The following is a 14,631-nucleotide window of genomic DNA, read 5'->3' as shown; positions in this document are numbered from 1 at the left end:
GGCCCGCCGGAAACACCGGTATTTTCGAAAGGGAGGATGCGCGTGCGCTACGAGGCAAGCTGTCATTGCGGCAAGATCGCCTATGATGTCGAAGGCGAATTCACCGAAGCGCTGGATTGCAACTGCTCCCTGTGCCGGCGGCGCGGCGCGCTGCTCGCCTTCGTGCCGCGCGACAAGCTGATCCTGAAGACGCCGGAAGAGAACCTGTCGCGCTACACCTTCAACAAGCATGTCATCCAGCATTATTTCTGCGGAAATTGCGGTATTGCCGTCTATGGCGAGGGCAAGGCACCGGACGGTTCGGCGACGGCGGCGATAAACCTGCGCTGCATTCCGGCCATCGATCTTGATTCGTTGAACATCAACAAATGGGACGGCGCCAGTCATTGAGGCGAAAAACGGGTTTCGAAGGCAGGGCGCGGGCGAATTTCCGCTGTATGCGGCCCATGCCCTTGTTTTTGCAAGAACGATGCCTATCTCTCGCGTCGAGTGGTCTTTCGCGGAAGTTGCTCCTTAAAAGGCATTTCCGGACATTTCTCGTCATTTTCCGTCTTGGAGAGCTTGACGGGGAGGAATTTTGTGGGAATCACCATTTCGGGCTTAGAAGATTGGACGGATTGAGCGGATCGGCAGTGATGACCGGGAGAGAATGTTCGCGCTCGCGCAGAACTCTCGCATCTTCCCGGTGTTTAATCAGGAATTAGCGATCATTCCGTTAGGTAAGATAACCGATTCGCATTCACGGCGAAGAGGTGTCCGTTTCGGCGGACATTTTATCGCAGTGATGATGGAAGCGTCAGGGAAAGCGACGAAGTAATGGCAACCAAGGTCAAAGAAAACGACGAAGCAGATGTCGAACGCGATGGCGCAACGGACGGACCGCTTCTCGACCTTTCCGACGACGCGGTCAAGAAGATGATCAAGGCCGCGAAGAAGCGCGGCTATGTGACCATGGACGAATTGAACTCGGTCCTGCCTTCGGAGGAAGTCACCTCCGAGCAGATCGAGGACACCATGGCCATGCTTTCCGACATGGGCATCAACGTCGTCGAGGACGAAGACATCGACGAGCAGGCGACTGCCGACGATGACGATAGCGAAAGCGACGGCGAGAGCGAGGGCGGCGAACTGGCCCCCAGCGCCGGCACCCAGCTTGCGACCGCCAAGAAGAAGGAACCGACCGACCGCACGGACGACCCGGTGCGCATGTATCTGCGCGAAATGGGTTCCGTCGAGCTCCTGTCGCGCGAAGGCGAAATCGCCATCGCCAAGCGCATCGAGGCTGGTCGCGAAACGATGATTTCGGGCCTCTGTGAGAGCCCGCTCACCTTCCAGGCGCTGATCATCTGGCGCGACGAGCTGAACGAAGGCTCGACGCTGCTGCGCGAGATCATCGACCTCGAAACCACCTATTCCGGTCCTGAGGCCAAGGCGGCGCCGCAGTTCCAGAGCCCGGAAAAGATCGAGGCCGACCGCAAGGCGGCGGAAGAGAAGGAAAAGACCCGCCGTCCGCGCATGCCGGCGCCCGGCGAAGACGACATCACCGATATCGGCGAAGCCATGCCGGTCGAGGAGGAAGAGGAAGACGAGGACGAATCCTCGCTGTCTCTCGCCGCGATGGAAGCCGAGTTACGCCCGCAGGTCATGGAAACCCTCGACCTGATCGCCGATACCTACAAGAAGCTGCGCAAGCTGCAGGACCAGCAGGTCGAGGCGCGCCTCGCCGCCGTCGGCACGCTGTCGTCCGGCCAGGAGCGCCGCTACAAGGAATTGAAGGATCAGTTGATCACGGCGGTCAAGTCGCTGTCGCTCAACCAGAACCGCATCGATTCGCTGGTCGAGCAGCTCTACGACATCAACAAGCGCCTCGTGCAGAACGAGGGCCGCCTGCTGCGTCTGGCCGAATCCTACGGGGTTCGCCGCGAGAGCTTCCTCGAACAGTATCAGGGCGCGGAGCTCGATCCGAACTGGATGAAGTCGATCTCGAACCTCGCCGCCAAGGGCTGGAAGGAATTCGCCCGCGCCGAGAATTCGACGATCCGCGACATCCGCCAGGAGATCCAGAACCTCGCCACCGAAACCGGTATCTCGGTGACGGAATTCCGCCGCATCGTGCATATGGTGCAGAAGGGCGAGCGCGAGGCGCGCATCGCCAAGAAGGAAATGGTCGAGGCAAACCTGCGCCTCGTCATCTCCATCGCCAAGAAGTATACGAACCGCGGCCTGCAGTTCCTCGACCTCATCCAGGAAGGCAATATCGGCCTGATGAAGGCGGTCGACAAGTTCGAGTATCGCCGCGGCTACAAGTTCTCGACCTATGCCACCTGGTGGATCCGGCAGGCGATCACCCGTTCGATCGCCGACCAGGCCCGCACCATCCGTATTCCGGTGCATATGATCGAGACGATCAACAAGATCGTCCGTACCTCGCGCCAGATGCTGCACGAAATCGGCCGCGAGCCGACGCCGGAAGAGCTGGCCGAAAAGCTGGCCATGCCGCTGGAAAAGGTGCGCAAGGTGCTGAAGATCGCCAAGGAGCCGATCTCGCTCGAAACCCCGGTGGGTGACGAAGAGGATTCGCATCTCGGCGATTTCATCGAGGACAAGAACGCGCTGCTGCCGATCGACGCCGCCATCCAGGCGAACCTGCGCGAGACGACCACCCGCGTTCTCGCCTCGCTGACGCCGCGTGAGGAACGCGTGCTGCGCATGCGCTTCGGCATCGGCATGAACACCGACCACACGCTGGAAGAAGTCGGCCAGCAGTTCTCGGTGACCCGCGAACGTATCCGCCAGATCGAGGCGAAAGCGCTGCGCAAGCTGAAGCATCCGAGCCGCTCGCGCAAGCTGCGCTCCTTCCTCGACAGCTAAGGTTTCCTTGTTCGATGCAAAGGCCCGGTCGTGAAAGCGACCGGGCCTTTTGCTTTAAGCCGGGCGGACCAGCAGCCGCACGAGGCGGCGGGTGAGCGGCAGGGCCATAAGCAAGGTGGGGAAGGCGATCAGCCAGGACATGGCCCAGGCCGGCAACCAATGGGCGGCGAAATCGGCTTGCAGACCGAGATTGCGCGCGGTGGCGACGGCGGACACGACCATGGTCATGACGATGGAGAGGATGAAGGGCATGACGATGCCGGCATAGCGGGCCGGCAGGCGCGTAAGCTGCATGGCAGTTTTCCTTTTGGGAAGGGAAATCGTCTTCGGCGTCGGCATCTCGAACCTTTGCGGAAACGCCCTCGCGGACGATTTCAGGTCTGGATGCGTTGCTTGACGTCAAACGCTTACGGCCGATCATTCATCGACACCGGTCGCATACCCGATCCCGGCCCGCGTGGCAAGGCTGCATCGCCAGGGAGAATTCGCAAGCCGGCGGTTGGACATTGCCTCAGCCACGGCTTACATGCCGAACATGACGGATGCGGCGACAAAACCGAGGATGAAGTTTACGCGGGGCATCGCCGTCTCCGTCGTGCTGCATCTCGTGCTTGCCGTCGTCTTCCTTCTGAAGCTGCCGCTGCCGCAGACGGATGCGGCCAAGGAAGACGCGGTTTCGGTCGAACTCGTCGAGCCGCCCAAGCCGCCGGAGCCGGAAAAGAAGCAGGAACCGGAAAAGAAAGCGCGGATGCCGGCGCCGAAGCAGCAATCGACACCGCCGGCTCCCCCGCCGCCCACTTCCGCCGGTGCGCCGCCCCCGCCGCAGGAACAGGCCTTCGAGACCGGCTCGCAGGACGAGCAGATGGACGAGCCGGAAGGCGCTGCCCCTTCCACCGCCGCCGACGGCAACGCATCGACCGCGCCCAAGCCCGCCGAGCAGGAGGCAGTTGCAAAGCCAGTGCCCAAGCCGGCGCTGACGCCCGCCGCCATCGACATGCTGCGCGCCAAGATGCAGGCCGCGGAGGCTGAGCAGGCGAAAGAAGAGGCCAAGGCCGAACCACCCAAGCCGGCGGAAAAGCCGCCCGAAGAGAAGAAGCCCGAGGAAAAGCCCGCGCAGGAGATGGCCAAAGCTGAAGGCGAGCCCGACAAGCCCAAGGGCAAGGACGAGGCGGCCAAAGTCGCACTGGAGCAGATGACCGAGGCGAAGAAGCATTATTCCAAGAAGATGCTTTCCGATCCGCGCGTGAAACAGGCGCTGGGGCAATTGCCGCCGGAGCGGCGCATCGTGCAGATCTGCAGCATCGAGGCGCTGGAGCAGGTGCGCCATGCGCGGCCGGATGCCTTTCCCGATCTTCTGGTACCGTTTTCCACCGGCGGCGGGCTGATTTCCGACCATGTGCTGGATGCCAAGGGCGGCGCTTTCCGCGCGCGGGAGGGCTGGTTCGATATCGCTTATCGCTGCCAAGTGGATGCAGAGACGACCCGCATCGTCTCCTTCCGCTACGAGATCGGCGGCCCGGTGCCGCGCGGCGACTGGGCGAGGCGCAAGTTGCCGGCGGAGTAACGACTCAGGCGGCGGAGCGGCGGTATTCGTCCGGCGTCGTGCCGGTCATGCGCTTGAACATGGCGATGAAGGCGGAGGCGTTGCCGTAACCCAGCCGCGCCGAGATCGCATCCACCGTTTCGCCGCCCTCAAGCAGCGGCATGGCTTTCAGCACCCGCAGGCGTTGCTTCCATTCGGAAAAGGTCATGCCGAGTTCGCCCTGGCAGCGGCGGATGAGCGTCCGCTCGGTGGTGCCGGCCAGGCGCGCGAATTCGGCCAGCGACCGGTTGTCGCCTGGATTGTCCTGCAGATGCGCCAGAACCGGGGCGAGATGGGCATCGGTGGACCACGGCAGGTAGCTGCCGACGCGCGGCGCTTCAGTCAGAAGATCGACCACCACCTGCAGGAAACGTTGATGCTCCGCCGAGGGATCTGCGACCGTTTCCTTTTGCCTGAGATGTTCGAGCATGGCGCGCAGCAGCGGGCTCAGCGACAGGGCGCAGGTCGTGTCGGGCAGGCGGTCGCAGAGCGCGCGCGAGACATAAAGCGAGCAGTGATAGGCTTCGTGGCGGTTCAGCCCTTGATGTTCAATGTCGGGCGGCAGCCAGATGCCGTATTGCGGCGGCGCCAGGTAATGCCGGTCGGCAAGGCTGATTTCCATGACGCCGCTATAGGAATAGACGAACTCGCCCCAACTATGGCTGTGGCGCGGATAAGCGGCGTCCGCCGGCGTATGGGCGACACGGAAATAGAGCGGCGAGGGCAGGGCGCTGCGAAATGGCGGTTCGAGGAAATGCCGCGGAGGCATCTCGCCACGCCGGGCCGCTGGCAGGTATGTGATACCGATTGTCATAAGATCATTATATGCGTGAAAGCTGACAAGTGCTAGATGGCCTTCAACGCGCCTCAGCGCCGCAGGAGAATGTCATGGACGATCGTAAACCATTGGATGCGCAAGCGGTCGCGCTGATGGTGCTTGCCTGCGCGATCTGGGCGGTGCAGCCGATCACCCTGAAGGCCACCGCCGACTATGCCGCGCCGGTGATGCAGATCGGGTTGCGCTCGTTGCTGGCGGCGGTTTGCGTCTATGCCCTGATCCGGTTTCGCGGCGGGCGGGTGGTGCTCGTCGGCCGGGTGGCGTTGGCCGGCGCTTTCGCCGGGCTGCTGTTTTCGGGGGAGTTCATTCTGGTCGGCGAAAGCCTCAAGTTCACCTCAGCATCGCATGTCGTCGTGTTCATGTATACCGCGCCGATCTTCGCGGCGCTCGGGCTGCACTGGAAAATTCCCTCGGAACGGCTGGCGGCGATGCAATGGGCCGGTATCGGACTTGCCGCATTCGGCATCGGCGTCGCCTTCCTGGGGCGCGGGGAGAGCGTGCCCGGCGCCGACATGTCGCGGCGGCTGATGGGCGATGCGCTGGCGCTGGCGGCTGGCCTCTGCTGGGGCATGACCACCGTGCTGATCCGCACCACGGTTCTCGCCCGGGTGCCGGCGGCACACACCCTGTTTTATCAGCTCGCCGTCGCCGGCATTGCGCTAACCATGGCGGCGGCGGCTTCGGGGCAAGCGGCCGTGCATCTGGCCTGGCCGCTGGTTGGCAATATCGCCTTCCAGGCGCTGGTGGTGTCCTTCTTCAGCTTTCTCGTCTGGTTCTGGCTGCTGACCAAATACAAGGCGTCTCAGTTGGGTGTGTTTTCGTTCATGACGCCGATGATGGGCGTGGTGCTGGGGGTCGTCCTGCTTGGCGAACCCCTGACGCAGGAATTCATGCTCGGCGCCGCCGGCGTGCTTTGCGGAATCATGATGGTGACAGCCTGTCCCTGGCTGCGGCAGAAGGCCGGCCGCAGCGCTGCGACCCGCCCCGCCTGATCGTCAGGCATGGTGCGGCCGCCGTTGGGCGAGCTGTGCTATCGCGAAGACGACAATCATCACCGGCCAGACGAGACAAAGCGCCAGCCCGGCCGTGCGCCAGGTATTCCAGCCGCGCCCTTCCACCTGGCCTTCGGCCGCGGTGCAAGCCATGCAGGCGAGCGTCACGGCGCCATAGCCAAGCATGGCAAGGACCGCCAGCGCGATCCCGATCTCCTGCGATGCATTGGCGATCCACATGGGCCTGCTCATCTTTTCCGTGTATTTCTCCTTGTGCCAGACCCCGCCACCGGCTGCAACGGGTTTTAACCTTTCGTTCACCACGAAATGGCGAGACTGTGCCGTCGCGGGGCATCGGTTCCGGGGAGCGGGGCCGCAGAACAGAATCTTAAGGTTTGCGCTTCATCAATCTCTCGATGACGAGAGGTTCCACGATGCGTCTTGTGTTGGTCGTTGCGCTTCTGCTGCTGGCCGGCTGTGCCACCGCGCCGCGCGAAACCCGCAATGCCTGCGCCATTTTCGAACAGCGCGACGGGCTGTTCAACAACTGGCGGCGCGCGGCCGAAAGCACGCAGCGCGAATATGGCGTGCCGGTCGCGGTGCTGATGGCGACGATCTATACCGAATCGGGATTCCGCCCCTATGCCCGGCCACCGCGCCGCAAGCTGCTCGGTTTCATTCCCTGGAAACACCAGTCCAGCGCTTATGGCTACAGCCAGGCCATAGACGGCACCTGGGCGCGCTATCAGCGCCAGACCGGCCGCTGGAGTGCAAGGCGCACCAAGTTTTCCGACGCCATCCGCTTCATCGGCTGGTACCATGCCGAAAGCCGCCGCCGGAACGGCATCGCGCTCAACGACACCTACAACCTATACCTTGCCTATTATTTCGGCCATACCGCTTATGCGCGTGGTGATTGGCGTGCCGATCCCGGCATCCGCCGCGCGGCGCGGCGCACCGCCAACATGGCGGTGAACTACTGGCAGCAGCTGCGACGCTGCCCGAATTGAATTTGCAGTCGATCAAAAACGCGTGCCGACATCGATTCGCGGAACAAAGTTTTTGGGCGGCGGTTCCTTCGATAAGGAGGGACATACATGCCCGGCTTTCACTTTCGAATCGTCGATCGCGACGGTATATTTTCGACTGAACAGGCTTACCAATTCGAAAATGCGGACGCCGCCTGTCGTCATGCGAAGACGGTGCTGGCGGAAATGGCGCTGGACGGCCTGCCGGGCGAGCCTGTCAATGCCTATTCCGTGCAAGTGCTGGATGCGCAACGCCATGCGATCTACGAGGTTCGCCTCAAGGTAGAAATAATTCCCAGTCTCGCAAAGGCGGACTAGCAGGCAAGTCCCAGGTTTCATGGTGAAATCTGGGACTTGCGGCTTTGCGCCGGATGCGTCAATCATGCTAGTGGTTGAGCCGGAACGCGCTGCCGCCATGGCGGACGAACGGGGTCGACGGGAGCGTGGCGTGAAGGGACGTTTGATCGCGGTGGTTCTGACTGCGTTGCTTCCGGCAGTGGCGATGCTCGGATACAACGAGTTTTTGAGCCGCCAGCAGCGCCGTCTCGAAATTCACCGGGTCGCCGCGCAGACCACGCGCCAGACAGCCTCCGAAGTGGAGCATATCCTCGATGGCACCCGCAACCTGCTGGCTGCGGTTTCCGTCATTCCCGCCGTCGTCGATGAAGGCGGGCAGCCTTGCATCGACGGGCTGAAACGCATCGTCGACCGCATGGCTTCGATCAACAGCGTCATCGTGCTGGACACGAACGGCAAGCTGGTCTGCGACAGCAACGGCCGGGAGAAGGGAACGGATTTTTCAGACCGGCCCTATTTCGCCGCAGCGCGCGCCGGCGGCGCTTTCGCCGTCGGCGGCTATACGATCAGCCGTCCCTCGGGGCTGAAAGTCCTGCCGGTCGCCATAGCCATGGAGAAGGACGGCGTGCTGCGCGGCTTCATTGTTGCCGGCATCCGGCTCGACTGGCTGCAGGGACGTATCGAGGAGCGTGGGCTGCTGCCGGGCGGCACGGTGACCATCGCCGATCGCGACGGCATCATCCTGGTGCGCAATCCTCATCCGGAAGCCTTTGTCGGCACGCGGCTGATCGACGATTCCATGCCGCTTGTCCGTGAAAGGAGCGCCGGCACCCGGGAAATGACCGGGCGTGACGGCGTGGCGCGCATCATCGGCTACGAGCCCGCGCTGTCCGACGCCATGCCGCTGTTCGTTGCCGCGGGCATCGCCAAGGAGGAGGGCTTCGCTTCCATCGATCAGGCGTCGATTGCCGGTGTGGCCATCATTGCGGTCGGGGCGTTGCTCGCCATCGCCGCGGCGCTTCTGGTCGGAAACCGGTTTCTCATCCGGCCGATCGCGCAGATCGTCGACACGCTGGAACGCTGGCGGGCCGGCGACGAGACGGCGCGCACCCGGCTGCGCGGCCGTCATGGTGAAATCGGCCTCGTCGGCGCCACCATCGACAGCATGCTGGAGGAACTGGACGAACGCCGGCGGGTGGCGGCGGCGGCGGAGACGGCGCGCAACCTGCTGGTGCGCGAACTCAGCCATCGGGTGAAGAACACGTTTTCGGTGGTGCAGGCGATTGCCCGCCAGACCTTCGGCCGGCGCGACGCTGCCGAATATGAGAGCTTTTCGCAGCGGCTGGGCGCGCTGGCCGGCGCCTATGACATCCTCGTTTCCGGCCAATGGCAGAGCGGCGATATCCGTGAGGTCGTGGTGCGCGCGCTCCGGCCGCATCGCAACGACAACGACGACCATATCGCCCTGCATGGCGATCCCTGCCGGCTGCCGGCGCAGGCGGTGCTGTCCCTGTCGCTGGTCGTGCATGAGCTTGCGACCAATGCCACCAAATATGGCGCGCTCTCCCATCCCGACGGGCGCATCGACGTAACTTGGCGGCACGACGGCGCGGGTGTCGCCTTTTCCTGGATCGAGCATTGCGGCAAGCCATTGACGTCGCCGGCACGGCAAGGCTTCGGCTCGCGGCTGATCCGCAGCGCCTTTCCCGGCGAATACGCACCGGAGGCGAAATCGGTATTCGAGCCGACCGGATTGGTCTTCACTTTGCATTTCCGCCTCGATGTCGCGGAATGATGCCTGGGAACAATTGGCCGGCCGGCCCGTTCCTTCATGAACGCAATTCAACGGGAGAACGTGCCATGGGAATCGAACAGGCGCCGACGCCGGATGGCCGCGAGGCCGCGCGCGGCTTGCGCAAGGAAACCAAACGCGAGGAGCGGCAGGTCGAGGCTGAAAAGGGCTCCGATCTCGCCAAGGGCGCAGACCGCATCGAGGAGCGATCGCGCAGTTCGGACGGCCGCGGCGCCGGCGACAAGCAGAACTTGTGAGGGTGGGAGAGCGGTCATGTCCAACAGCGCCCGAACTGGCGGCGATGCCGCCTTCAATGGCACCAGTTCCACCACTTTCGGCCGGTCGGTCGAAAGCCAGGCGCAGATGCGCGATGCCGCACGGCTCGCCGACGCCGGTGACGGTTTCGAGACCCTGAACGTCTATCGCCTCGTCCCGATTGCCAAATTCGACGATCCCCGCTGGGACAATGCCACCGATCACGGCGAAGTCGTCGTCGCGGCGCGCACGGCGGGCGACGCCCGTATCGTCGCGGCGGCGCGTGAACTGGATTTCATGGAAATCGACGCGGCGCCCGCTGAGGACGTCACGACCTCCAACGCCAGCGCCTTTCGCGACGACAAGCTCTACAGCGTCATCGAGATCCAACGTGGCCGGCAGGATCTGAAGCGCGGCGTTCTCGAAGGCTCGATCCGCACCGATACGATCCGCCCGGCCCAATAGACGGCGAGCGCGTCCTTATTGATCCAAAGCAAGGACGCGCATGCGCGCGTCCGTTAGCACTGTTCCTTGACAATCATCAAGGAGCGACCATGAGCCATCCGCTCGTCGAGAAATATGGCGATGCCCGCCTGCCGCGCTATACCAGCTATCCGACCACGCCGGTCTTCGATGCCGAGATCGGCGAGGGCCGGTATGGGCAATGGCTGCAGCAGATCGCGGCGGATGCGAAGGCCTCTCTTTATATCCATGTTCCCTTCTGTCGGGCGATGTGCTGGTATTGCGGCTGTCACACCACGGTCAGCCGCCGTGATCCGCCGGTTTTGACCTATCTCGCGGCCGTGGAGCGCGAGGCGGCACTGGTCGCCGGGCATCTTCGCCATCCGCTCGAGGTGCGGCATATCCATTTCGGCGGCGGGACGCCGACCGTGATGCCGCCGGCGGCGTTGCGCAGGCTGATGGGCGCGCTGATCGCGCAGTTCGACATTGGCAAGGCGACGGAGCTGGCCATAGAGATCGATCCGCGTACCCTGTCGGCCGAAATGGCGGCGACGCTCGGCGAAATCGGCACCGACCGCGCCAGCCTCGGCATCCAGAGCTTCGACCGCAAGGTGCAAGTTGCGATCAACCGTATCCAGTCCTTCGAACAGACCGAGCTGGCGGTGCAGCGGCTGCGCGACGTCGGCGTGCGCGGCATCAATTTCGACCTGATCTACGGCCTGCCGCACGAGACGGTGGAAAGCTGCATCGCCACCGCCAAGGCCGCTGCGGCGCTGAAGCCGGATCGCTTCGCCGTTTTCGGCTATGCCCACATCCCGTCTTTCAAGAAGCACCAGCGGATGATCGACGAGGCCGTGCTGCCGGGAGCGCAAGAGCGTAATGCACAGGCCGAGGCGATCGCGCAGACGCTGCGCGAGGCCGGTTACGTCCAGATCGGGCTCGACCATTTTGCGCTGCCGCAGGACGGCATGGCGATCGCGGCAAGCGAAGGCCGGCTGCGGCGCAATTTCCAGGGCTATGCCGCCGAACCCTATGACGTGCTGATCGGGCTCGGCGCGTCCTCGATCGGCACCACGTCTTCGGGCTATGTCCAGAACGAGGTGGCGCATGGGCTGTACGAGCAGCGCATTGCCGCAAACCAGTTGGCGACCGTCAAGGGCTATCGGCTGACCGCTGACGACCGTTTCCGCGCCGACCTCATCGAGCGCGTCATGTGCGATTTCGCCGTCGATGTCGGGGCCATTGCCTCCCGCCATGGCGTCGATCCCGCCTCGGTCCTGGAGGGCAATGGCCGGCTTGCGGCACTGGCCGAGGACGGCGTCGTCGCCATCGCCGGCACCCGCGTCATCGTGCGCACCGATTTCCGCTTCCTCGTGCGGGCGGTGGCCGCCAGCTTCGACGCCTATATCGACACCAAGGCGCGTACACACAGCAAGGCGGCATGATTATCGGGAGACGTGAAAAAAAGCCGGTGCAGCGATGCACCGGCCTTTTTGTATAGGGGAGACGGCGTATCAATCCAGCAATTCGCGGATCCGGGTCGCCAGTTCCTTTGCGGTGTAGGGCTTCTTCAGCCAGCTTCCGTTGATGACGAAATCACGGCCGCCGACCACGGGTTCGGCGTAACCGGAGGTGAAGAGGACGTGAATGTCGGGGCGCAGGATGCGGGCCTCTTTCGCCAGTTCGTCGCCGAGCATGCCGCCGGGCATGACGATGTCGGTGAAGAGGAGGGCGACCTGCGGATTCTGTTTCAGCAGGGTGAGCGCTTCCTGCGCGTCGCCGGCCTCGATGACGGCGTAACCCATGTCAAGGAGACGCGAGACGGAGACGCGGCGCACGCGCGGATCGTCCTCGACAACGAGGATGGTCTCGCTGCCGCCGGGCAGGGTTTCGCGGATCGCCGGACGCTCGATCTTTTCCGGCGTCGCCTGGGTATCGACCTTCACCCAGGGCAGGTAGATGCGGATGGTCGTTCCATGGTCGACCTCGCTGTAAATCTGCACATGGCCGCCGGATTGCTTGACGAAGCCATAGACCATGCTCAACCCCAGCCCGGTGCCGGCGCCGGCGCCCTTGGTGGTGAAGAAGGGCTCGAAGGCGTGTTCCTTGACGTCGTCGGTCATGCCGGTGCCGGTATCGGTGACCGAGATCAGCACGAAATCGCCGGTGCGCAGTTGCGGATACATCTTGGCATAATCGGCATCGAGATGGACGCGGGAGATCTCCGTCGTCAGCGTGCCGCCGCGCGACATGGCGTCGCGCGCGTTCAGCGCGATGTTGAGCAGCGCGTTCTGCAGTTGCGAGCCATCGACCAGGACATTGTGCTGCGAGCCGTTGATGACGGTGCGCAGGTCGATGTTTTCACCCAGCGTGCGGCGCAGCAGGTCCGAGAAACCGGAGACGAGCTGGCCAAGATCGCTGAGCTTCGGGTTCAGCGGCTGGCGGCGGCCGAAGGCCAGCAGTTGCGAGGTCAGCTTGGCGCCATCGGCGGCGGCCCCTTGCGCCTCGCCGATCAGTTCCAGCACCGGGCCTGGCGCCAGCTTGGCCTCGATCATTTCGAGATTGCCGCTGATAACGGTCAGCAGGTTGTTGAAATCATGGGCAATGCCGCCGGTCAACTGGCCGACGGCTTCCATCTTCTGCGCCTGGCGCAGGTCGTCCTCGATCTTCAGGCGGCTGGTCAGGTCGCGGATAAAGCCTGTGAAGATGCGCTGGCCGTTGACGCTGGTCTCGCCGACATGCAGCTCGACCGGAAATTTCGTGCCGTCGGCGCGCAATGCCGTGACGACACGTCCATAGCCGATGATGCGGCGCTCCCCGGTCTCGATATAATGTTCGAGATAGCGGTCATGGGCATCGCGGTCGGGATTGGGCATGAGGTTGCTGACATTGCGGCCGCAGATATCCTGCGCCTTCATCGCAAACAGCTTTTCGGCGCCGGGGCTGAAGGAGATGACGATGCCGTGGTCGTCGATCACGATCATCGCCTCTGGCACGGTTTCGAGGATCGAGCGCAGATGCGCCTCGCGGGCGGCGAGATCGTCCTGCGCCTTCTTCTGGGCGCTGATGTCGTTGTTGGTCTGGATGATGGTGAAGGCGTCGCTGTCGGCCAGGCGCACCGCCACGCAACGGCTGGCGACATGCACGTCGTGGCCGGCCTTGTGTCGGTGGATCAGCTCGCCTTCCCAGACGCCGGCGTGGTGCAGGCGTTCGACGATGTCCTCGCGCGGCTGGTTGGCGCGGGTTTCCAGGAGATCGAAGACCGGCTTGCCGATCGCCTCGGCGCGGGTCCAGCCATAAGTGTTCTCGCAGCCGATCGTCCAATGGCTGATGATGCCGTCGAAGCTATGTGCAATGACGGTGGCGCCATCGAGAATGCGCTCGATGGCGTCCAGTTCCGTCGTCGTCGCCGTGCGCTGCGGTATCTGGCGATGGGGCATGACCCTCTCCCGGCCCGGCAGGCCGGGACCGCTCTGATGTCGCGACCATTGGTGCTGCCGAATCTCATATCCGATTTGCATTCCATTTCGTCCTGTCGCGCGGCGATGTCCATCGAAACTTTGGGGCGGGGCGAGTGATATCCTTGCTTCAGTGAAGGCTGGCGCCGTCGCGGCCGTCGCCCGAGAGATGGGCCAGGCGCCGCGGCTGCAGGATGCGGATCTCGTGGCGGCCGACCGGGGTCAGCACGCCGCGATTGGCGAGCTTGGTGATGGTGCGCGACACGGTCTCGATGGTCAGCCCCAGATAATCGGCAATGTCGAGGCGGCTCATCGGCAGCGATACCGCACCGATTTCCTCGGCGCCGGCCGGGCCGCGGCGCAGCAGGTCGTGCAGGAAGCTGCACAGCCGCTCCTCGGCGTTTTTCTTGGAAAGCAGCACCATCTGGTCGTGGGCGGCGGCGGTTTCCCGGCAGAGCAGGGCGATCAGGTCCGGACGCAGGCAGGGCGAACGCGAGACCTCGTCATGGAAGGTCTTGCGGCCGATGCGGCGAATGCGACAGTCGGTCACCGCCTCGGCGGTGTAGAGGTATCGGTCCTGCAGCGAGGCGCCGACGATGTCGCCCGGAAACAAAAAGGCGGTGATAACGCGCCGGCCTTCGCCGATGATGCGATAGAGACGGATGACGCCTTCCGCGATTTCGAACAGGTGGTTCGTGGGATCGCCTTCCCAGAACAGCGCCTTGCCGCTGCCAAGCGTTTCGGCCGGCTGCGCCTGAAACAGCGATCCAAGCGACAGGGCAGGGGCGAATTCCCCTGCGCGGGTAATCTCGGTTTCGAAGGCGGTGTGTTTTTCCATCAGCATCGGCGAACATCCTTGAAGCGTCTATGCTGCGGAATATTCAGCCTCACCGTCACGCAAGGATGACCGGCGCGTAACCGGCCGAGCGAAAGTGTAACAGTGTGTAACAGGCCGGCGCGCAAGGGTAATTCCGGTGCGCCGGCCGCCAGTATTGACCTATGTCAAAGAGCCTTGATGCACCCTCGTGGCAGATGTGATCGTAAGCGGGATGGGAT

General features: G+C 63.6%; 15 protein-coding genes. 10 read left to right on the top strand and 5 right to left on the bottom strand.

All coding sequences use genetic code 11. The features are described from left to right. Positions 1-42: 42 nt before the first annotated feature. Entirely contained in the window at positions 43-390 is a 348-nt protein-coding gene (locus tag P7F60_RS06595; protein WP_277917191.1) for a GFA family protein, read from the top strand. Positions 391-816: 426 nt separating this feature from the next. Then, positions 817-2,871 (top strand): RNA polymerase sigma factor RpoD, encoded by a 2,055-nt coding sequence (gene rpoD, locus P7F60_RS06590; protein ID WP_277916920.1) that lies wholly within the window; start codon positions 817-819, stop codon positions 2,869-2,871. A 54-nt stretch (positions 2,872-2,925) separates the two neighbouring features. Here rpoD and P7F60_RS06585 read toward each other — a convergent pair whose 3' ends face one another. Beyond that, positions 2,926-3,165, bottom strand: coding sequence for a DUF2798 domain-containing protein (locus P7F60_RS06585; RefSeq protein ID WP_277916919.1), 240 nt, complete (start codon positions 3,163-3,165; stop codon positions 2,926-2,928). A gap of 268 nt (positions 3,166-3,433) precedes the next feature. On the opposite strand from P7F60_RS06585, the gene P7F60_RS06580 reads away from it, so the two are divergent. After that, positions 3,434-4,435 carry a DUF930 domain-containing protein gene (locus P7F60_RS06580; RefSeq protein WP_277916918.1) on the top strand — a complete coding sequence of 334 codons (1,002 nt, stop codon included), beginning with the start codon at positions 3,434-3,436 and terminating at the stop codon, positions 4,433-4,435. Positions 4,436-4,439: 4 nt separating this feature from the next. On the opposite strand, the gene P7F60_RS06575 is transcribed toward P7F60_RS06580, so the two are convergent. After that, positions 4,440-5,222: a helix-turn-helix transcriptional regulator gene (locus P7F60_RS06575; RefSeq protein WP_277916917.1), complete on the bottom strand. Its 783-nt coding sequence runs from the start codon at positions 5,220-5,222 to the stop codon at positions 4,440-4,442. A gap of 119 nt (positions 5,223-5,341) precedes the next feature. Between P7F60_RS06575 and P7F60_RS06570 the strand changes: the two genes are divergently transcribed. After that, positions 5,342-6,283: a DMT family transporter gene (locus tag P7F60_RS06570; RefSeq protein WP_277916916.1), complete on the top strand. Its 942-nt coding sequence runs from the start codon at positions 5,342-5,344 to the stop codon at positions 6,281-6,283. A 3-nt stretch (positions 6,284-6,286) separates the two neighbouring features. On the opposite strand, the gene P7F60_RS06565 is transcribed toward P7F60_RS06570, so the two are convergent. Continuing rightward, entirely contained in the window at positions 6,287-6,535 is a 249-nt protein-coding gene (locus P7F60_RS06565; protein WP_277916915.1) for a hypothetical protein, read from the bottom strand. 182 nt (positions 6,536-6,717) lie between these two features. On the opposite strand from P7F60_RS06565, the gene P7F60_RS06560 reads away from it, so the two are divergent. From P7F60_RS06560 to hemN, 6 genes are all read left to right on the top strand, one after another. Next, positions 6,718-7,293 carry a hypothetical protein gene (locus P7F60_RS06560; protein WP_277916914.1) on the top strand — a complete coding sequence of 192 codons (576 nt, stop codon included), beginning with the start codon at positions 6,718-6,720 and terminating at the stop codon, positions 7,291-7,293. A gap of 87 nt (positions 7,294-7,380) precedes the next feature. After that, positions 7,381-7,629 carry a hypothetical protein gene (locus P7F60_RS06555; RefSeq protein ID WP_277916913.1) on the top strand — a complete coding sequence of 83 codons (249 nt, stop codon included), beginning with the start codon at positions 7,381-7,383 and terminating at the stop codon, positions 7,627-7,629. Positions 7,630-7,759: 130 nt separating this feature from the next. Then, complete coding sequence (locus P7F60_RS06550) at positions 7,760-9,403, top strand: cache domain-containing protein (protein WP_277916912.1); 1,644 nt, start codon at positions 7,760-7,762, stop codon at positions 9,401-9,403. A 65-nt stretch (positions 9,404-9,468) separates the two neighbouring features. Further along, entirely contained in the window at positions 9,469-9,657 is a 189-nt protein-coding gene (locus tag P7F60_RS06545) for a hypothetical protein (RefSeq protein ID WP_277916911.1), read from the top strand. A gap of 16 nt (positions 9,658-9,673) precedes the next feature. Next, complete coding sequence (locus P7F60_RS06540) at positions 9,674-10,120, top strand: hypothetical protein (protein WP_277916910.1); 447 nt, start codon at positions 9,674-9,676, stop codon at positions 10,118-10,120. A gap of 89 nt (positions 10,121-10,209) precedes the next feature. After that, a complete protein-coding gene (hemN, locus tag P7F60_RS06535; RefSeq protein WP_277916908.1) occupies positions 10,210-11,562 on the top strand; it encodes an oxygen-independent coproporphyrinogen III oxidase in 1,353 nt (450 codons plus the stop codon). Between the two features lie 69 nt (positions 11,563-11,631). Here hemN and P7F60_RS06530 read toward each other — a convergent pair whose 3' ends face one another. Together P7F60_RS06530 and P7F60_RS06525 are read right to left on the bottom strand one after the other, a co-directional pair. Then, positions 11,632-13,557: a PAS domain-containing sensor histidine kinase gene (locus P7F60_RS06530; protein ID WP_277916907.1), complete on the bottom strand. Its 1,926-nt coding sequence runs from the start codon at positions 13,555-13,557 to the stop codon at positions 11,632-11,634. A gap of 148 nt (positions 13,558-13,705) precedes the next feature. Further along, a complete protein-coding gene (locus tag P7F60_RS06525; protein WP_277916906.1) occupies positions 13,706-14,419 on the bottom strand; it encodes a helix-turn-helix domain-containing protein in 714 nt (237 codons plus the stop codon). Positions 14,420-14,631: the final 212 nt, after the last annotated feature.

The organism is Rhizobium sp. YJ-22, assembly GCF_029601685.1.
Lineage (GTDB): Bacteria > Pseudomonadota > Alphaproteobacteria > Rhizobiales > Rhizobiaceae > Metarhizobium.
Note: the sequence above shows the minus strand (reverse complement) of the source record. Positions and strands in the feature narration are given on the sequence as shown.